At 69.8% G+C, this 17,905-nt stretch carries 19 protein-coding genes and 1 pseudogene; 19 read left to right on the top strand and 1 reads right to left on the bottom strand.

Translation table 11 applies throughout. From position 1 onward, the window contains the following. The first annotated feature begins 1 nt into the window (after position 1). The 19 genes and pseudogenes from rplQ to VNE62_10650 all read left to right on the top strand — a co-directional run bounded on the left by rplQ (position 2) and on the right by VNE62_10650 (position 17,638). Positions 2 to 352: pseudogene (rplQ, locus tag VNE62_10740) on the top strand (50S ribosomal protein L17). Between the two features lie 32 nt (positions 353 to 384). Beyond that, on the top strand, positions 385 to 1,176 hold the full coding sequence (gene truA, locus VNE62_10735; protein HVE92754.1) for a tRNA pseudouridine(38-40) synthase TruA: 792 nt from the start codon (positions 385 to 387) through the stop codon (positions 1,174 to 1,176). Between the two features lie 11 nt (positions 1,177 to 1,187). Further along, on the top strand, positions 1,188 to 1,691 hold the full coding sequence (gene rplM, locus VNE62_10730) for a 50S ribosomal protein L13 (protein ID HVE92753.1): 504 nt from the start codon (positions 1,188 to 1,190) through the stop codon (positions 1,689 to 1,691). A 5-nt stretch (positions 1,692 to 1,696) separates the two neighbouring features. Continuing rightward, entirely contained in the window at positions 1,697 to 2,089 is a 393-nt protein-coding gene (rpsI, locus tag VNE62_10725) for a 30S ribosomal protein S9 (protein ID HVE92752.1), read from the top strand. A 39-nt stretch (positions 2,090 to 2,128) separates the two neighbouring features. After that, the gene (glmM, locus tag VNE62_10720; protein ID HVE92751.1) at positions 2,129 to 3,532 is read left to right on the top strand and encodes a phosphoglucosamine mutase; all 1,404 of its coding nucleotides are present in this window, start codon (positions 2,129 to 2,131) and stop codon (positions 3,530 to 3,532) included. A 1-nt stretch (position 3,533) separates the two neighbouring features. Beyond that, complete coding sequence (gene glmS / locus VNE62_10715; GenBank protein ID HVE92750.1) at positions 3,534 to 5,363, top strand: glutamine--fructose-6-phosphate transaminase (isomerizing); 1,830 nt, start codon at positions 3,534 to 3,536, stop codon at positions 5,361 to 5,363. A 10-nt stretch (positions 5,364 to 5,373) separates the two neighbouring features. Continuing rightward, positions 5,374 to 6,936 (top strand): NAD(P)H-hydrate dehydratase, encoded by a 1,563-nt coding sequence (locus VNE62_10710; protein ID HVE92749.1) that lies wholly within the window; start codon positions 5,374 to 5,376, stop codon positions 6,934 to 6,936. After that, on the top strand, positions 6,933 to 8,048 hold the full coding sequence (alr, locus tag VNE62_10705) for an alanine racemase (protein ID HVE92748.1): 1,116 nt from the start codon (positions 6,933 to 6,935) through the stop codon (positions 8,046 to 8,048). Before VNE62_10710 ends, alr begins: the two co-directional genes overlap by 4 nt. Beyond that, complete coding sequence (locus tag VNE62_10700; protein ID HVE92747.1) at positions 8,045 to 8,485, top strand: BsuPI-related putative proteinase inhibitor; 441 nt, start codon at positions 8,045 to 8,047, stop codon at positions 8,483 to 8,485. The genes alr and VNE62_10700 overlap by 4 nt, the downstream gene beginning before the upstream one ends. A gap of 71 nt (positions 8,486 to 8,556) precedes the next feature. Then, positions 8,557 to 9,570 (top strand): alpha/beta hydrolase, encoded by a 1,014-nt coding sequence (locus VNE62_10695; GenBank protein ID HVE92746.1) that lies wholly within the window; start codon positions 8,557 to 8,559, stop codon positions 9,568 to 9,570. 46 nt (positions 9,571 to 9,616) lie between these two features. Continuing rightward, complete coding sequence (locus tag VNE62_10690; protein ID HVE92745.1) at positions 9,617 to 10,525, top strand: P1 family peptidase; 909 nt, start codon at positions 9,617 to 9,619, stop codon at positions 10,523 to 10,525. 85 nt (positions 10,526 to 10,610) lie between these two features. Further along, the gene (locus VNE62_10685; protein ID HVE92744.1) at positions 10,611 to 11,315 is read left to right on the top strand and encodes a uracil-DNA glycosylase; all 705 of its coding nucleotides are present in this window, start codon (positions 10,611 to 10,613) and stop codon (positions 11,313 to 11,315) included. A 49-nt stretch (positions 11,316 to 11,364) separates the two neighbouring features. Continuing rightward, entirely contained in the window at positions 11,365 to 11,865 is a 501-nt protein-coding gene (tsaE, locus tag VNE62_10680; GenBank protein ID HVE92743.1) for a tRNA (adenosine(37)-N6)-threonylcarbamoyltransferase complex ATPase subunit type 1 TsaE, read from the top strand. Next, the gene (gene tsaB, locus VNE62_10675; protein ID HVE92742.1) at positions 11,865 to 12,563 is read left to right on the top strand and encodes a tRNA (adenosine(37)-N6)-threonylcarbamoyltransferase complex dimerization subunit type 1 TsaB; all 699 of its coding nucleotides are present in this window, start codon (positions 11,865 to 11,867) and stop codon (positions 12,561 to 12,563) included. Before tsaE ends, tsaB begins: the two co-directional genes overlap by 1 nt. After that, complete coding sequence (gene rimI / locus VNE62_10670; protein HVE92741.1) at positions 12,563 to 13,090, top strand: ribosomal protein S18-alanine N-acetyltransferase; 528 nt, start codon at positions 12,563 to 12,565, stop codon at positions 13,088 to 13,090. Before tsaB ends, rimI begins: the two co-directional genes overlap by 1 nt. Further along, on the top strand, positions 13,087 to 14,127 hold the full coding sequence (gene tsaD / locus VNE62_10665; GenBank protein HVE92740.1) for a tRNA (adenosine(37)-N6)-threonylcarbamoyltransferase complex transferase subunit TsaD: 1,041 nt from the start codon (positions 13,087 to 13,089) through the stop codon (positions 14,125 to 14,127). The genes rimI and tsaD overlap by 4 nt, the downstream gene beginning before the upstream one ends. A 120-nt stretch (positions 14,128 to 14,247) precedes the next feature. Next, complete coding sequence (groES, locus tag VNE62_10660; GenBank protein HVE92739.1) at positions 14,248 to 14,559, top strand: co-chaperone GroES; 312 nt, start codon at positions 14,248 to 14,250, stop codon at positions 14,557 to 14,559. Between the two features lie 9 nt (positions 14,560 to 14,568). Then, on the top strand, positions 14,569 to 16,191 hold the full coding sequence (gene groL, locus VNE62_10655) for a chaperonin GroEL (GenBank protein ID HVE92738.1): 1,623 nt from the start codon (positions 14,569 to 14,571) through the stop codon (positions 16,189 to 16,191). Positions 16,192 to 16,375: 184 nt separating this feature from the next. Beyond that, entirely contained in the window at positions 16,376 to 17,638 is a 1,263-nt protein-coding gene (locus VNE62_10650) for a sodium:calcium antiporter (protein HVE92737.1), read from the top strand. Here the strand turns inward: VNE62_10650 and VNE62_10645 are convergent. Next, complete coding sequence (locus VNE62_10645) at positions 17,625 to 17,876, bottom strand: hypothetical protein (GenBank protein HVE92736.1); 252 nt, start codon at positions 17,874 to 17,876, stop codon at positions 17,625 to 17,627. The genes VNE62_10650 and VNE62_10645 overlap by 14 nt on opposite strands. Positions 17,877 to 17,905: the final 29 nt, after the last annotated feature.

Below are 17,905 nucleotides of genomic sequence, written 5' to 3'. Positions count from 1 at the left end.
CATGGCGGCCCCCACACGCGGTCCCCGGATGGGAGGCAGTGCCTCCCATGAGCGCGCCATCATGCGCAACCTCTCCCGGTCGCTCATCGAGCACGGCAGGATCGTGACCACGCACACGAAAGCCAAGCGGCTGCGCCCCTTTGTGGAGAACCTGATCACGAAGGCCCGCCGCGGTGACGTCCACTCCAGACGGATGGTGCTGTCGGAGCTGCGTGACAAGGGGATCGTGCACCGTCTTTTCGCCGAGGTCGCCCCCAGGGTGGGGGAACGGCCGGGCGGCTACACCCGCATCCTGAAGCTCGGCTACCGCCGCGGCGACGCCGCCCCCATGGCCATCGTCGAGTTCGTAGACCAGCCGGGCAAGGAGGACTGATCTTGTCCCTCGTGAGGCTGCTCGTCTCCTACGACGGCACCGCCTTCGCCGGATTCCAGGTCCAGCCGGGCGTGCGGACTGTCCAGGGTGAGATCGAGTCCGCGCTGGAGCAGGTCCTCGGACGGGAAGTCCGTATCGCCGCTGCCGGCCGCACCGACGCCGGCGTCCACGCGACGGGCCAGGTCGTGTCGTTCGAGGATCCGGAGGCCGACGCCGAGCGGATCCTGCGCGGGGCCGCGGGCCTGCTGCCGTCCGATCTGAGCCTCGAGGACGCGCAGCAGGGGCCGGAGGGCTTTCACGCCAGGCACTCAGCGCGTGGCCGGACCTACGTCTACCTGCTATGGAACGCCGACGTCCGCAACCCCCTCATGGACCGGTTCTCGATCTGGGAGCCACGCACTCTCGACGACGACCTGCTCGCGGAGGCTCTGGCGTCCATCGTCGGCACGCATGACTTCAGTTCCTTTGCCCGGATCCGCGACGATCAGTCACCGGTCCGGACGGTCGTGGAGGCGTCCTGCCGCAGGTCCGGGTCGCTGGTCATGTGCCGGCTGTCCGCCAACGCTTTCCTGCACCAGATGGTGCGGAGCATCATGGGCTCGGCCCTCGAGGTGGCTTCGGGACGCAGGCCTCTGTCTTGGATGGAGCAGCTGCTCGAGTCGCGCAGCCGTGCGGGAGCCGGCAACGTCGCCCCCGCCCGCGGCTTGACTCTGACCGAGGTGCTTTACGAGGATGCCCCCTGGCCCCGGCGCGCGGCCGCGGCGTGGCCGTGGGCTTCCGTGCCTCAGCCCGCGACGATCTGAAGGAAGGGACCATGAAGACCTACTCGGCCAAGCCAGGAGAAGTGCCGCGGCACTGGTACGTCGTCGACGCGACCGACCAGGTGCTGGGACGACTGGCGACGCAGATCGCCGTCGTGCTGAGGGGCAAGCACAAGCCTCAGTTCACGCCGCACCTGGACACGGGCGACTTCGTCATCGTGGTGAACGCGGAGAAGATCAAGCTGACCGGCAACAAGCTGGAGAAGAAGCTGTTCCACCGCCACTCCGGGTATCCGGGGGGGCTGAGGTCGATCGAGTACGGCAAGCTCCTTCAGACGCATCCGGAACGGGCGGTTGAGAAGGCCGTCTGGGGAATGCTCCCGAAGAGGCGGCTGGGCCGCCAGCAGATCCGCAAGCTGAAGGTCTACCGCGGCCCCGAGCATCCACACGAGGCCCAGAAGCCCGAGCCGCTGCCGGCGACGCTGGCGGCCGGCCATCGCGGAGCCCCCGCTTTCGCGGGCGCGGCTCCCGAATCCAGTGATAACAAGGAGGCGTAGGAGACGTGGCGGATCGCATCGGTTGGGGAACAGGACGGCGCAAGGGCGCCGTCGCGCGCGTGAGGGTCCTTCCCGGGGACGGAACCATCACGGTCAACGACCGCACCTTCGACAATTACGTCACGTCCCGCGTGCAGCGCATGAGGATCATGGACCCGCTCCGGGTGGCCGGGATGGAAGGCCGCTACAGCGTGATTGCGCGCGTCGAGGGCGGGGGTACGACGGGGCAGTCCGGTGCACTGCGCCTGGGGGTTGCCCGCGCGATCCTCGAACTGGACCCCGAGCAGCGGCCTGCACTCAAGCGGGCCGGGCTCCTGACGCGCGACCCGCGTGTCAAGGAGCGGAAGAAGTACGGCCTGCGCAAGGCTCGCAAGGCCCCGCAGTTCTCGAAGCGCTGACGCCTCCGGCCTCGCCGCCGGGCCATCGAAAGGGCTGAGATGGGCAGGCTCTTCGGAACCGACGGCATCCGCGGCCGGGCCAACGCAGATCTTTCCGCGGAGCTCGCGCTGGACGTGGGCCGTGCAGTCGCCCGTGCCGCGTCGACGGGCGTCCTCGGCCAGGGCACGTCTGCCCGTCCGCGCGTCGTCGTCGGACGGGACACCCGGCCCTCCGGTCCCCTGCTGGAGGCGGCGCTCGTGGCGGGCCTGGCGTCCGCGGGGGCCGACGTCCTTCTGGCGGGAGTGGTGCCGACCGCTGCCGTCGCCTTTCTCGTAGCGGGCGACGGCGCCGATGCGGGCGTGGTGCTGTCCGCGTCGCACAACCCCGCGGCCGACAACGGGATCAAGGTGTTCGGTCCGGGAGGATGGAAGCCCTCGGAGATCCGGGAGGAGGCGCTGGAGCAGCTGATCGGGCAGCCGGCGGCACTTCCTGCCGGAGTTGACGTCGGTTCGGTCCGGTGGATTCCGGACGCTCGCGAGAGATACCTCTCACACCTCGAGCAGTCGGTTACCGCCGACCTGCGCGGCCTGAAGGTCGTGGTCGACTGCGCCCACGGAGCCGCGTGCGGACTGGCGCCGGAGATCCTGCGCAGGCTCGGAGTGGAGGTCGCGGAGATCCACGGCGAGCCGGACGGGGCGATGATCAATGACGGCTGTGGAGCCACCCACCCGGAGGTGGTCGCGGCGGCGGCGGCGGAGTCCGGGTCTATCGGACTGACCCACGATGGCGACGCGGACCGGGTCCTGGCCGGTGACGAGTCCGGGGCCGTGGTGGACGGCGACGCGATTCTCGCCATCCTGGCATCACGCCTGAGAAGGCGAGGCCGCCTGACGCACGACATGGTCGCGGTGACGGTGATGGCGAACCAGGCGCTCAGGGCGTGGTCTGCACGGGAGGGGATTTCGCTTGTGGAGACCCCGGTCGGCGACCGACATGTGCTCGACGCCATGCGCACAAAGGGCATCGTGTGCGGCGGCGAGCAGTCAGGTCACATTTTGCGCCTGGACCTGGCCACGACCGGGGACGGGATTCTGACGGCGCTGGGGCTGCTGGAGGCGGTAGCCGAGGAAGGCGGGCGCCTCGAGGGCGTCGTCCCGTTCCGGCCCTTCCCGCAGGTCCTGCTGAACGTGAGGACTTCCGCTCGCGACGGGCTCGGTTCCGCGGTCGGCGTATTGGACGCCGTCAGGGCGGTGGAGGCCAGGCTCGGGGACCAGGGACGCGTCCTGGTGAGGGCCTCCGGGACAGAGCCCCTGGTCCGTGTCATGGTCGAGGCCGCGACGGAAGCCGACGCGCGGTCGGGAGCCGAAGCGATCGCCGCCATGGTGCACCGTGACCTGAACGGTCACGACGAACCTGCCGCTGCGCAGCCGGCCGGACCGGCGTCGGCGGGGAAGGGGGCCTGACATGTGCGGAATCGTCGGTTACACAGGTTCGAGACGCGCTCTGGACGTGCTTCTGGACGGCCTCGCCAGGCTCGAGTACCGGGGCTACGACTCCGCCGGCGTGGCCATGTCCGGCCCCGGGGGAGTGGAGATCGTCCGGCGCAAGGGCGCCCTGTCACAGCTGCAGCAGGCGATTGCCTCCGCGCCTCCGTCGGGAGAGTCCGGCATCGGTCATACGAGGTGGGCCACGCACGGGCCTCCCAGCGACTCCAACGCGCACCCTCACACCGACTGCTCCGGGCGGATCGCGGTGGTGCACAACGGCATCATCGAGAACTTCGCTGAGGTCCGGGCCCATCTCGAGAAGCGTGGGCATCAGCTTCGGTCCGACACCGACACAGAGGTCATCGCTCACCTCATCGAGGAAAAGCTCGGCGAGGATGGCTTGGCCCACGCCGTCCGGGAGGCGGTCGCGGAGCTTCAGGGGGCGTATGCGATAGCCGTGGTGAGCGCGGATGACCCTGATCTCGTGGTCGGAGCGCGGATGTCGGCCCCGCTGATCGTGGGCCTGGGGGAAGGGGAGTCTTTTCTGGCATCGGACATCCCCGCCCTCTTGGGCTACACGCGCCGGGTGCTGGCCCTGGGAGACGGCCAGGTCGTCCAGATCCGCAAGGGGTCCGTCGAGGTCACGGACCTCTCGGGGCTTCCTGTGGTCGTAGAGCCGATGGAAGTCACGTGGGACCAGGCGGCGGCCGAGCGCGGAGGTTTTCCCGACTTCATGCTCAAGGAGATCCACGAGCAGCCGCAGGCGCTGCGCGACACGCTGCTGGGGCGCTGGGAGCACGACGGCGTGATTCAGCTCGACGAACTGCGCCTGACCGAAGAGGACATCCGCCGCATAGACAAGGTCTTCATCGTCGCTTGCGGATCGGCGTTTCATGCCGGCCTGATTGCCCGACACGGCATCGAGCACTGGTCGCGGCTGGCTGTGGAGGTCGAGGTGGCCAGCGAGTTCCGATACCGGGACCCCGTCCTGCACCGCAACACGCTCGTGATCGCGGTCTCGCAGTCGGGGGAGACTCTCGACACGCTGGAGGCGGTCCGCCACGCGCGCGACCAGAAGGCACGGGTCATTGCCGTCACCAACGTCGTCGGCTCGAGCATCGCGCGCGAGGCGGAGGCGGTCCTGTACACGCGGGCCGGGCCCGAGATATCGGTGGCCGCCACGAAGACGTTCACCACACAGGTGGCCGCGCTCCAGACGGTGGCGTTGTTCATCGCGCAGACGCTCGGCGCGGTGTACCCGTCGGAGTCCCGGGAGCTGCTCGAGCGCATGGAGGAGATCCCGGACAAGGTCCAGACCTGCATCGACCGAGCCGGCGATGTGCGTGTCGTGGCCGAGGCAATGGCCGACGCCCCCCTGGCGCTGTTCCTCGGACGCAACGTCGGCTTCCCCGTGGCCCTGGAGGGCGCGCTCAAGCTCAAGGAGATCGCGTACGTGCACGCCTCCGGCTACCCGGCGGGGGAGATGAAGCACGGTCCCATAGCACTGCTCGAGAAGGGGGTCCCGGTGGTGGTGGTCGGTACGCGGTCCCGGGTCTCGGCAAAGCTGCTGTCCAACGTCCAGGAGGTCAAGGCGCGCGGCGCCACCACCGTCCTGGTCGCCAACGACGGCGACGAGGCGGCGACGTCGGGGGTCGACCACGTCCTGTGGGTGCCCCAGACCCACGAGCTCCTGTCCCCGATGCTCGACGTCATCCCCCTCCAACTGCTCGCCTACTACGTCGCCCGGATCCGCGGGCTCGACCCGGACCGCCCGAGGAACCTCGCCAAGACGGTCACGGTGGAGTGACGCGACCGCGATGGAAGCGGTCCTGACTCCAAGTGAGATGCGGGAGGCCGACGAGTCGGCGATCCGGGACGGCACGCCGGCCCACATCCTCATGGACCGCGCGGCGGCTGCCTGCACCTCCGTCGCCCTGCGCATGACGCGGGGCGGTTACGGCCGCAGGGTCCTGTGCGTGTGCGGGAAGGGGAGCAACGGCGGCGACGGCATAGCCGTGGCCCGCCACCTGGCGGCGCGTGGCGCCTGGGCTTCGGTCCTTCTCGTGGCACAGCCGTCCGGAGCGGCGGCGGTGCACCTGGAAGCTGCGCGGCGCACGGCGTCCGTAAGGGTCGCCGGATGGAGTCCCGGCGCGTGGCAGGCGGAGTCGAAACGGGCGGACCTGGTGGTGGACGCGGTGTTCGGGACCGGGTTCTCCGGCGAGGCGACCGGTCCCGCGGCGGAGGCCCTGTCCGCGATCGCAGGCCACCCCGGGCGCGTGCTGTCGGTGGACATGGCTTCGGGGGTTGACGCCGGCAGCGGCGCCGTCGACGGTCCGGCCGTGCACGCCGACGTGACCGTAGCCGTGCAGGCCCTGAAGGTCGGCCACGTCAGGCCCCCCGGGGCGCTGCGGTGCGGCCGCGTGGACGTGGCGGACATCGGGATCCCGTTGCCGCAGACAAGCGTGAAGCTCCCCGATGCCGCTGACGTTGCGGCCGTGATTCCCCGGCGCGCTGCCGACTCCAACAAGTACTCGAGCGCGGTCGCGGTCGTCGCCGGGTCGTCCGGGATGAGCGGGGCGGCGGTCCTGACCGTGCTGGGGGCACTGGGCGCCGGCGCCGGAATGGTGATGGCCGGGGTCCCCCAGGACGTCCTGGGCGTGCTGGAGGTGCGGGTGCCGGAGGCAGTGAAGGTGGGCCTGGATTCGGAGTCCGGCATGCTGACGGGCAGTTCGCTGAAGCGATTCGATCAGTCGCTCGGCAAGGCTCGTGCCCTGGCCGTGGGGCCTGGGCTCGGGCGGGGGCCGGGGCCGTCCGAGGTGGTTCGCGATGCACTGCGGACGCCGTTGCCCGTGGTCCTGGACGCAGACGGCCTGTGGGCGCTGGCCGAGCTTCTGCGGGACCAGCCGGACGTGCTGCGGGACCGCGAGGCCGCGACCGTCCTTACTCCGCATGCGGGTGAGTTCCGGAATCTGCTCGGACGCGAGCCCGGTCCCGACCTGCTGGACGAGGCGCGGCGGGCGGCGCGGGAGTGGGGCGCGGTGGTCCACCTGAAGGGGCCGCGCGCGATCACCGCCACCCCGAAGGGAGAGGTTCTGGTGAACGCCACCGGGGGGCCGGGACTCGCCTCCGCGGGCACCGGCGACGTCCTGACCGGGGTGATCACGGCGCTGATCGCCGGGGGGGCTGCTCCCGCGGCCGCCACCTGGGCGGGCGCGTGGCTGCACGGTGCGGCATCCGATTCGGCGGTCAAGGCCGGACCGGGAAGCGCGACGGCGTCCGAGCTTTCAGCGTGGCTCCCGCGCGTGCTCCGCCGTGTGGCCGGGGAGTTGCCGTTCGGGCACGGGCCGCTGCGGACTGTGCTCGAGGGAGCCCAGCGATGAGGTGGCGGCCGACCTACGCCGAGATCGACCTCGATGCGATCCGGTCCAACTGCCGGGCCCTGCGGGCGCTGCTCGGCCCCCAGGTGGTCCACCTGCAGGTGGTGAAGGCCAACGGCTACGGACACGGCGATGTCGAGGTGGCCCGGGCGTGCCTGGAGTCCGGGGTCCAGCGTCTGGCGGTCGCTCTGGTGGAGGAGGGGGTCCGGCTCCGAGAAGCGGGCATCGACGTCCCCGTCCTGGTCCTGATCGAGGCGCCCCCGGACGCGGCCGGCGAGATCGTCTCGCGCGGGCTCACGCCGAGCGTGTCCACGCGCGCGGGGGCCGAATCCATCGCCAAGGCGGCCTCCGACGCCGGGTCTGTTCATCCTGTGCACGTCGCCGTGGACACGGGGATGCACCGCGAGGGCGTGTCGCTGGAGGAGGCGGCCGGACTCATCGGATGGGTCCGCGAGGAACGCTCGCTGTCGCTGGAGGGGGTTTGGAGTCATCTTGCCTCTCCGGACGATCCGGCGGCTGAGTCGACCGGCCTTCAGATCGGCCGCTTCGCCCAGCTTCGACGGGCGCTCGAGTCGCAGAACCTGCGGGCGCCCCTGTTCCATCTGGCCAACTCGGCGGCCACCATCGCGCGCCCCGAGGCGCATCACGACATGGTCCGGACCGGCGTCGCCTGCTACGGGCTGCTGCCCGCCCCTTGGATGGCCGACAAGGTGACCTTGCGTCCGGCCATGCGCCTGGTCAGCAGCGTCGGGCTGTCCAGGCGCGTCCCCGCCGGCGAGGGAGTCTCCTACGGCCTGACATGGGCCCCCGAAAAGGAGACAACCATCGCAACGGTGCAGCTCGGGTACGCGGACGGCTTTGCGCGGCTTCTGTCCAACAGCGGCGAGGTCCTGATCGGGGGTGTGCGCCGGCCCGTGGTGGGAAGGGTCACGATGGACACGATCATGGTCGACTGTGGAGACGATGCGGTTTCGGCCGGAGACGAGGCCGTGCTCATGGGTTCCCAGGGCGCGGACGCGATCACCGCCGACGAGATAGCCGGCCGCCTTCAGACGATCCACTACGAGGTCGTGTGCGGGGTGGGGGCGAGGGTGCCGAGGGTCTACCTGGGATGAAGGCCAGGACGCTTGTCGCGGTGGCTGCGCTGGCTTTCTGCTCGTGCGCGTCGAGTGGTGCGCCCGTCGGCGGGGACCAGCGGCGGGTCGGGTCCGTCACCGTGACGCTGCGGGTCGATCCATCCCGGGTGAAGCTCGGGCGTTCGGTTCGGCTGACGCTGGGCCTCCAGAACGTCTCGGGACAGGCCCAGACGCTGAGGTTCGCGTCCGGACAGAAGTACGATTTCTGGGCCACACGTGACGGCCGCGAAGTCTGGCGATGGTCGAAGGACAGGGTGTTCACCCAGGCCGAGCAGTCCCAGGAGTTGCAGGGCCAGACCGGAGCCCACTTCTCCGAGTCCTGGACCCCCGGCCAGGCCGGCACCTACGAGGTGATGGCGGAGTTCGCAGCCGAAGGGTTCGCCGGGACGCTCCGCGACGAGCTGGTGGTCGAGTGAGCGCTGCGGGTAGATCCCGATCCCGGGAGCCGAAGAGCAGCCGAAGGCGCGCGCGCAGCGGGGTTTTGTCGATGGCGGTGCTCGCAGGCGCAGCCGCGGCCGGTGCGGCGGCCGAGGAGCTCGTCTACCGGCGGCTACTGCCGGTCAGGGACCCCTTCGGCTCCCACAAGTTCGGCTGGGTGCGCGGCCGCGAGGTGGAAGTGGAGAGCTTCGACGGGACCCGTCTGCACGCGGAGGTGTTCGACTCCCCGGAGCACCCGGAGGACGTCGCCACGATCGTGTTCGTCCACGGTTTCACGCACTGCATGGACGTGTGGCACTACCAGCTCATGGAGTTGCGGTCCGAACGCGACCTGAGGCTGATCGCGTTCGACGCCCGCGGGCACGGCCGGTCCGGACCCGCCAGGGGCCCGAAGGGCAGCACTGCCTTCAGTCCGGACACCCTGGCCCAGGACCTGTGGGCCGTGGTCCACCAGACGGGGGCGGCACCCTGCGTGGTCGTCGGCCATTCGATGGGCGGGATGACCGTGCAGTCGCTGGTCGAGTTCGCACGCGACTTCCCGGAGGAACTCGGCTCCCACGTAAAGGGCCTGGTCCTCGTGAACACCACTTTCACCGCTGAGCTGGGACTGTGGCGCGACGGCAACCCGAGGTTCCAGGCGGCGCGCAAGGCCGTGCTGGGCGCCTGGGAGGCGCTCGGACAGCTCGGGCGGTTGCGCATGCCGCCGGGTGACCTCGCCATGCTCGTGTCGCGGATCGGGTTCGGCCCCCGCCCGTCTGCGACGCACGTCGCGTTCACGGCCGCCATGGCCAAGGCGACGCCCGGGGAGACGATGGCGGCGGCGGTCCCCGGGCTTTCGGAGTTCGACGGGGTTCGCGGCCTGGAGTCGATCGACGTCCCGGTGCTGGTGCTGGCCGGAGACCGGGACGTGGTCACGCCCGTCTGGCTGGCCCGGGAGATGGTCGATCGCATCCCGGAGGCCGAGCTGGTCGTGTTCGAAGGAGTGGGGCACATGGCGATGCTGGAACGGCACCGGGAAGTGACCCGGCTCGTGAGCGACTTCGCCCGCAGGGTGCTGCGGTGATGCGTCCGCTGCGTGTGCCCGCCGGGCAGGTCGCGGGGGGATTGCGATGATCACCTCGGTGCCAGGGGTCCTCGTCGGGCACTGGAGCGATCCCGAGGCCGCTACCGGATGCACGGTCATCATGCTGCCCGCGGGGACGATCGGCGCCTGCGCGATAGTCGGCGGCGCACCCGGCACCAGACAGACCGACGACCTGCGCCCGTCGGGAATCGTGTCCGATGTGAACGCCTTTCTGTTCTCCGGTGGAAGCTCGTTCGGGCTCGCCGCCACAGACGGCGTGATGCAGGTCTGCGAGTCCCGGGGGATCGGGATCGGTTTCGGGGGCGCCGTCGTGCCGATTGTGCCCACCGCCGTGATCTTCGACCTGGGGATAGGCGACGCCGCACGCCGCCCCGGCCCCGCGGAGGGACGCGCGGCGGCCGAGAGCGCCACCGAGCACTTCGAGGAGGGGTCGGTGGGGGCCGGGACCGGTGCCACCGTCGCGAAGTGGGGCGGCATGCACGGAGCGCGCAAGGGCGGAGTCGGGACGGCGTCGGCGTCGAGCGGCGACGTGATCGTCGGAGCGCTGGTTGTGAACAACGCCGCGGGGGACATCGTCGACGAGCAAGGACGGCCGCTGGCGGCGGCCCGGGTCCCGGCCGAAGCACCCTGGGCGCTGCGCCCGCGCCAGGCGACGGTTCTCGCGGCGGTCGTTACCAACGCGAAGCTGGACAAAGCCACCGCCTCGCACGTGGCCGTCATGGCGACCGCAGGTGTGTCGCGCAGCGTCCGCCCCGCCCACACCCAGTTCGACGGCGACGTCACCTTCGTCGGAGCCACGGGTGAGGTGCCCGCCGAGCCGACGGTGGTAGGCGCGCTGGGGGCCGAGGCCGTGGCGGAGGCGATGCGCCGCAGCGTCCGGCTGGCCACGGGCCTGGCGGGCATTCCCGGCCTGGCCGACGGCCGCCGCCGCTAGCGGCTCGAGCCTTTTCCGTCCAGCCTGCGCGGATGTCGGCGGCGGCTGGCAGTCTCCGCCCGAGATCGCCGGCCGGGAGGTGCCCGTGGAACGAGTGACGACGCTGCGCCGGACCCCGTCCGAGGAGGCGCTGACGAGGCTTTCCCTCCAGGCGGAGGCGTGCCGCGCATGCCCACTCGGGTTCCAACGGACCCAGGCGGTCTTCGGCACGGGCTCTGCGGCCGCCGACGTCATGTTCGTGGGGGAGGCGCCGGGCGTCAACGAGGACAGCAAGGGGGAGCCGTTCGTGGGCGCGGCCGGACGGCTGCTCACGAGGCTGATCGAGACGAAGCTCGGCCTGAATCGGCCGGACGTGTACATAGCCAACGTCCTCAAGTGCCGTCCTCCGGGCAACCGGGACCCGCTGCCGGAGGAGGTCCGGGCCTGCGCGAGCTTTCTGAAGTCGCAGCTCGAGGTGGTCGAGCCCAAGGTCGTGGTCACGCTGGGCAACTTCGCCTCAAAGCTGCTGCTGCGCACGGACACCGGCATCACGCGACTGAGAGGCAAGCGGTACCCGTTCGGGGGGGCGACGCTGATCCCCACGTTCCACCCGTCGGCCGCGCTCCGGGGTTCCTCGGCGATGAACGGCATCACCCAGGACTTCGAGGAGATCCGCCGGGCCCTGGACGACCTCGGCACCGGGCAGGGCCCGCCGCAGGCGGATCCGGGGGAGCCCGATGAGGCCCAGCCGCAGACGGTGTCCCGTCTCGGGCCGGCAGACGCCGCGGCGCGGCAGCTCGGACTGTTCTGACGGGAGACGGCGCCAAGCCGGGTGCGATCGAACGCCGTACTCTTGGCGGATGCGGCTTCCCTTTCTGGCCGTCCGTACGCGTTCCTCGGACGAAACCACCGCGCTAGGCGAGCAGCTGGGCCGGCTGCTCCTGCCCGGCGAGGTCCTGCTCCTGACCGGCACGCTCGGCTCCGGCAAGACGACGTTCGTCCAGGGGCTCGCGAAGGGCCTGGGGGTCGAGGACCCGTGCGTTTCGCCTTCGTTCACCCTGATGCGCTCCTACGAAGGGCGATACCCGCTCCTGCACGTGGACCTGTACCGGTGCAGCGGTCCGGCGGAGGTAGCAGACCTCGGACTCGAGGAGATGCTCGACCCCCCGTGGGTGGCTGCGATCGAGTGGGGCGAGAAGGCCGGTCCGATGGTTGGTGAGGACCACCTGGAGATCGAGTTCGCCTGGGACGACACGGGCGACGACAGCCGGATCATCCAGTTCCGTCCGTTCGGCCGTTGGCGCGACCGGATGCGGGTTGTCAGCGACTCCGTCCACGACTGGTCGCGAGGCTCGGCCTGATGCTCGTCCTCGGGATCGAGACCTCCACTCCACAGGCTTCGGTGGCGCTGGGTTCGGCCACCGAACTGGTGGGGGCCTACCAGTTGGGGCGCTTCCGCAGCCAGGACCAGATCCTCGTGCCGGCGATCGAAAGGCTGCTGGAGGACGCGGGCCTGACCTACAAGCAGGTCCACGGAATCGCCGTGGGGATAGGTCCCGGCCTGTTCACGGGCCTGCGCGTGGGGGTGTCCACGGCCAAGGCCCTGGCTCAGACGCTTGCGGTGCCGGCGGTGGGACTGTCATCGATGGACGTTCTGGCGTACAACGTCCGTCACTCGCGGCGCACGATCTGCACGTGCGTGGACGCACGCCGCGGCGAGGTTTACTGGGCCTTCTACAGGCCGATGCCCGGAGGAGTGCAGCGCATGACGGAGTTCCGCTGCGCCCGGCCGGAACACTGCGTCAACGAGATCGAGGCGCGCAGCGAGCCCGTCCTGGCGGTGGGCAACGGACCGCTTGTCTACCGTTCGATGTTCGACTCGGCCGACCTCGGCATAGAGATCGCCGGGATGACCGACTCCACCCCCACGGCGGTGCCCCTGACCGAGCTGGCCGTGCGCCTGTTCGAACGCGAGGAGTCGGACCGGCTCGCGGACCTCAGGCCGTTGTACATTCGCAAGTCCGACGCGGAGCTGAACTGGGAGCGGATGGGACGCTGATGGTCACCGAGCAGGTCCGGCAGGCGCTGGACGTCCAGATCATGCCGATGCGGCGGCGTCACATCCCGTCGGTGTTGCGGATCGAGGCGAAGGTCTACCCGCGGCCGTGGTCGGCCGGCCTGTTCCTGTCGGAGCTGGCGCAGAAGGATTCCCGCGCCTACTACGTCGCCCGCAGCGGCGGAAAGGTCGTCGGCTATGCGGGGATCATGCTGCTGGGCGACGAGGGGCACGTAACCAACATCGCCGTGGACCCCGACCACCATCGCGGCAAGGTCGGCACCCGCCTGATGATCCAGATGGTCGACGAGGCGCGGGCACGAAGTGCCCGCGCCGTGACGCTTGAGGTGCGAAAGTCCAACGCGGGCGCTCAGGCGATGTACCGCAAGTTCGGGTTCCAAACCGTCGGCGTCCGGCGCGGCTACTACATCGAGACGGGCGAGGACGCGTACGTGATGTGGGCCGAGGGGATCTGGACGCGCGAGTACGCGGAGCGTCTGGAGGCGATTCGAGCCGGCCTCGACGGATGACCGGCTCCGCGGTCGCCGAAGACGCCCTGATCCTGGGGATCGAAACCTCCTGCGACGAGACCGCGGTAGCGGTCGTGCGAGGGGGCAGGCGGGTGCTGTCCAACGTGATCGATTCGCAGGCGCGCCTGCACGAGCGGTTCGGCGGGGTCGTCCCGGAGATCGCCGCTCGCGCCCACGACGCGCGGCTGCCGCAGGTGATCGACCAGGCCCTCAGGGAGGCTGGGGTCAAGATGGCCGAGGTGTCCGCGGTAGCGGCCACCAGGGGGCCGGGGCTGATAGGCGCGCTGATCGTGGGCTTTTCGGCGGGCAAGGCCATGGCGTCGGCGCTCGGCGTCCCCTTTTCGGGGGTGCATCACCTCGAGGGCCACGTGCTGGCGGTGCGGCTGGAGGACCCGGCTACGGAGCCGCCGTACGTTGCTCTGGTCGTGTCCGGCGGCCACACCGCGCTGTACTCGGTCCAGGAGGAGGGTGTCTACCAGACGCTGGGCTCGACGCTGGACGACGCGGCCGGCGAGGCGTTCGACAAGGTCGCGCGCTTTTTGGACCTCGGGTACCCCGGGGGGCCGGCGATCGACCGGCTGGCCAAGCGCGGCGACCCGCAGGCGGTGGCATTTCCCCGGGGGTTGACCGGCAAGGGACTGGACTTCAGCTTCTCGGGCGTGAAGACGGCGGTGGTGCGTCACGTGCACCGGGCACAGGCCGCAGGAGAGAAGGTCGTCAAGGCGGACATCGCCGCCTCGTTCCAGGAGGCGGTCGTGGACGTGCAGGTCGAAAAGGCGATGCGCGCGCTGGAGATGCAGGGGGCCTCCACCCTCGTCGTCGGGGGCGGGGTGGCGGCGAACACCCGGCTGCGGGCGAGGCTGGCGGAGGAGGCGTCGCGCCGGGGCGCGCGCCTGGTGATCCCCGACAGAAAGCTGTGCGTGGACAACGGCGCGATGATCGCCGCCGCCGGGTTCTTCCGCCTCAGCCGGGGAGAGGTGACGCCGGCGGAGGCCCCGGCGGACCCGTCCCTGAAGCTTCCCTCCGCAGTGGCCTGAGCGGCCCGCAGGCCGTTTCCGCTGGTGGTCGCCGTGTCAGCACTCGTCCGGTTGACGTGCTGGCACTCCCCTGGTTAGAGTGCTAACGACAGTATGTTTCCGCAGGTCAAAGGAGGAGTCGTGGCAACCAAGACCAGGACCAAGATCATCCCGCTCGAGGACCGGATCGTAATCCGGCCCCTGGAGGGCGAGGAGATCACCGCTTCCGGGCTCGTCATTCCGGACACCGCCAAGGAGAAGCCCCAGGAGGGCCAGGTCATCGCAGTCGGACCGGGCCGCTGGGACGAGGACGGCGAAAAGCGCATCCCGCTGGACCTGTCCGAAGGTGACAGGGTTCTGTACTCCAAGTACGCAGGCACCGAGGTCAAGATCGACGGCGAAGAGCTTCTCGTCGTGTCTTCCCGCGACGTGCTCGCCAAGATCGCCGACTAGGGAGACCTCATGCCAAGCAAGATCCTGAAGTTCCGGTCGGACTCACGCGAGGCCCTCGAGGCAGGCGTGGACCGGCTGGCCAACGCGGTACGCATCACCCTCGGCCCGAAGGGCCGCAACGTCGTCCTGGACAAGAAGTGGGGTCCCCCCACGATCACCAACGACGGCGTCACGATCGCCAAGGAGGTCGAGCTCGAGGATCCCTTCGAGAACCTCGGCGCACAGCTGGCCAAGGAGGTCGCTTCCAAGACCAACGACGTGGCCGGTGACGGGACGACCACGGCGACCGTGCTCGCACAGGCCATGGTCCACGAGGGGCTTCGCAACGTCGCCGCCGGGGCCAACCCGATGGGCCTGAAGAGGGGCGTGGAGCGCGGCGTTGAGGCCGCGGTCGAGGCTCTGAGGTCGCAGGCCAAGGAGGTCGCCGGACGCGAGCAGATCGCCCACGTCGCGGCCATCTCGGCGGCCGACCCTGAGATCGGGGACATGATCGCCGAGGCGATGGAGAAGGTCGGCAAGGACGGGGTCATCACTGTCGAGGAGTCGCAGACGTTCGGGCTGGAGCTTGAAGCCGTAGAGGGCCTTCAGATCGACCGCGGCTACATTTCGCCGTACTTCGTCACCGACCAGGACCGCATGGAAGCGATCCTCGACCAGCCGCTGATCCTTCTGGTGAACAAGAAGATCAGCGCCGTCGGAGACCTGTTGCCGCTCATGGAGCGCGTCGTCCAGGCCGGGAAGCCCCTGCTGGTCGTCGCGGAGGACGTCGAGGGCGAGGCCCTGGCGACCCTGGTCGTCAACAAGATCCGCGGGACCCTTCAGGCCGCGGCCGTCAAGGCTCCCGGCTTCGGAGACCGCCGCAAGGCGATGCTCCAGGACATGGCCATCCTGACCGGTGGCACAGTCATCACCGATGAGCTGGGGATGAAGCTCGAGAACGTCGCACTGGACCAGCTCGGACGCGCGCGCAAGGTGGTCGTCACCAAGGACAACACGACGATCGTCGAGGGTGCGGGCAACGACGCGGACATCCGCGGGCGCATCGCCCAGATCCGGGCGGAGATCGACAAGAGCGACTCTGACTGGGACCGCGAGAAGCTACAGGAGCGCCTGGCGAAGCTGTCCGGGGGTGTCGCCGTGGTCAAGGTCGGCGCCGCGACCGAGGTCGAGCTCAAGGAGAAGAAGCACCGCATCGAGGACGCCCTGTCGGCCACCAAGGCAGCGGTCGAAGAGGGCATCGTCCCCGGTGGCGGAGTCGCGCTCGTCAACTGCGAGCGGGCGGTCGCTGCCGCGGCCGAGAGCGTCGAGGGCGACGTCCGGACGGGAGTTCAGCTGGTGGGGACGGCTCTTGCCTCTCCGCTGCGCTGGATCGCGTCCAACGCCGGCTTCGAGGGCTCGGTCGTTGTCGAGAAGGTGCGGTCCGGCAAGCCCGGCTTCGGGTTCAACGCCGCGACCGGCGAGTACGGCGACGTCCGCAAGGCCGGGATCGTCGACCCGCTCAAGGTGACGCGGTCGGCGCTGCAGAACGCCGCCTCGATCGCCGCACTGCTGCTGACGACCGAGGTCCTGGTTGTTGAGCAGAAGGAAGAGGAGCCGCAGGGGGCCGACGCCCACCACGGGCACGCCCACTAGCCAAAGTCGACCGGCCCGGGGCGCGTAGCGCCCCGGGCCGCGTCCTTGCCGGAGGATGCGGGTCCCCCCTCACCATCCGGGGCGGCATACGCAGGGCGCCCCGGACCCCCTGATACGATGACTCCCTTGTGACCGGGACCCGCCGAACGCTTTGACCTGGATCGTCCTTTCGGCTGTTGCTTCCGTGCCCTGGCTGGGCGTCCGGGTGTTCGACCTGGTCACCGGGTCGCACACGCTCTCCCCGCACGACCACCCCTACCCCGTGGCGATCCTGGCCGGGCTGGCGATCCTGGGCGCCGCCTACCTGCTGTCCGTGGGGGCTGAGGTCGCCCAGGTCGACATCTCGAGGTCGCTGGCCCTGGCGTTTTTGGCCCTCATAGCGATCCTGCCCGAGTACGCCGTGGACATGGTGTTCGCGTGGAAGGGCGGCGACGACCCGAAGAACATCGTGTACGCCACGGCGAACATGACGGGCGCCAACAGGCTGCTGATCGGGCTGTTCTGGCCGGTCGTGGTCTTTGTGTTCGCGATACGCCACAAGCGGGACCGCATCGTGCTGGACTCGCCGTTCCGCCTGGAAATCTTCTTCCTGCTGCTGGCCACCGCCTATTCGTTCACGATCCCGTTCCGGCGGCAGATCCACCTCGTGGACTTCGTCCTGCTCGCGTCGATGTTCGTCTGGTACGCGATAAGGGCGTCGAAGACACACGGGGACGAGCCGCCGCACCTGGAGGGAGTGGCCGAGAGGATCGCGTCCCGGGGCAAGACCAAACGCCGCCGCACCGTCCTGATCATGTTCGGCTGGGCGGCCATCGGCATCATCGCGGCGGCCGAGCCGTTCGCGGAGTCGTTGATCGTCACAGGCGACAAGCTGCTGTCCGGGCTGCTGGGCGCAGAGCAGGCGAAGTTCCTGACCGTGCAGTGGGTCGCTCCGCTGGCGTCGGAGTTTCCCGAGCTGGTTGTCGCATCCATGTTTGCGATCAAGGCCATGCCGGAGTCGGCTCTCGGCTCCCTGGTGTCGTCCAAGGTCAACCAGTGGACCCTTCTCATCGGCGCCCTGCCGGCGGTGTACGTCGTTTCCCACATGGTCCACGGCCACGGCTTCACCTGGGCCATGCCCCTGGACGTGCTGCAGTCCGAGGAGATCTTCCTGACGTCCGCGCAGTCGCTGTTCGCTGCGATCCTGCTCGTCAACCTCGACCTGAACGTGCGTGAGGCGTGGGTGCTGCTCGTGTTGTTCCTGAGCCAGTTCTTCCTGCCCTTGCTCATTCCCGCCATCGACCTGCTGGTGGATGTGCCGTTCTCGGCCGAGTCGACGAGGGTGGGGTTCTCGGCGATCTACATTCTGCTGGGGGTCGGCGTCCTGGCGGTCAGCAGGACCAGGAGGGGTGCGTTTATAGACATCATTCGCAGTCGCGGCGCCAAGACGGCAGTCAGTCGAGGCTGAAGCTCTCCTCGCTCCATTGATGGCCGCACTTGCGGCAGACCTTGTCCCCCAGCGCCTTGGACAGCCGCTTGGACCGGCAGACGGGACAGTCCTCGGCCTCCTCGGTCCACTCCGGCCTCAGCCTCTGGCAACCGGGACAGACGAGCACCTGCTCGCCCCGGACGACCGCTCGCGCCCAATCGGAAGGACCCCGCTGAGGATCCGAAGCGAGCACTCCGCAGTACAGGCACTGCGCCATTCCCGGAGTATGCCTCCGCAGGCCTCTCC

The organism is Actinomycetota bacterium (assembly GCA_035536535.1).
Classification (GTDB): Bacteria; Actinomycetota; JAICYB01; order JAICYB01; family JAICYB01; genus DATLNZ01.
This window is presented reverse-complemented; position numbering and strand designations above follow the sequence as displayed.

Coding starts and splice junctions, on each gene's coding strand:
- rplM (HVE92753.1), top strand. CDS start 1,188: ATGAAGACCTACTCGGCCAAGCCAGGAGAAGTGCCGCGGCACTGGTAC.
- glmM (HVE92751.1), top strand. CDS start 2,129: ATGGGCAGGCTCTTCGGAACCGACGGCATCCGCGGCCGGGCCAACGCA.
- glmS (HVE92750.1), top strand. CDS start 3,534: ATGTGCGGAATCGTCGGTTACACAGGTTCGAGACGCGCTCTGGACGTG.
- VNE62_10710 (HVE92749.1), top strand. CDS start 5,374: ATGGAAGCGGTCCTGACTCCAAGTGAGATGCGGGAGGCCGACGAGTCG.
- alr (HVE92748.1), top strand. CDS start 6,933: ATGAGGTGGCGGCCGACCTACGCCGAGATCGACCTCGATGCGATCCGG.
- VNE62_10700 (HVE92747.1), top strand. CDS start 8,045: ATGAAGGCCAGGACGCTTGTCGCGGTGGCTGCGCTGGCTTTCTGCTCG.
- VNE62_10695 (HVE92746.1), top strand. CDS start 8,557: ATGGCGGTGCTCGCAGGCGCAGCCGCGGCCGGTGCGGCGGCCGAGGAG.
- VNE62_10690 (HVE92745.1), top strand. CDS start 9,617: ATGATCACCTCGGTGCCAGGGGTCCTCGTCGGGCACTGGAGCGATCCC.
- tsaE (HVE92743.1), top strand. CDS start 11,365: ATGCGGCTTCCCTTTCTGGCCGTCCGTACGCGTTCCTCGGACGAAACC.
- tsaB (HVE92742.1), top strand. CDS start 11,865: ATGCTCGTCCTCGGGATCGAGACCTCCACTCCACAGGCTTCGGTGGCG.
- rimI (HVE92741.1), top strand. CDS start 12,563: ATGGTCACCGAGCAGGTCCGGCAGGCGCTGGACGTCCAGATCATGCCG.
- tsaD (HVE92740.1), top strand. CDS start 13,087: ATGACCGGCTCCGCGGTCGCCGAAGACGCCCTGATCCTGGGGATCGAA.
- groL (HVE92738.1), top strand. CDS start 14,569: ATGCCAAGCAAGATCCTGAAGTTCCGGTCGGACTCACGCGAGGCCCTC.
- VNE62_10645 (HVE92736.1), bottom strand. CDS start 17,876: ATGGCGCAGTGCCTGTACTGCGGAGTGCTCGCTTCGGATCCTCAGCGG.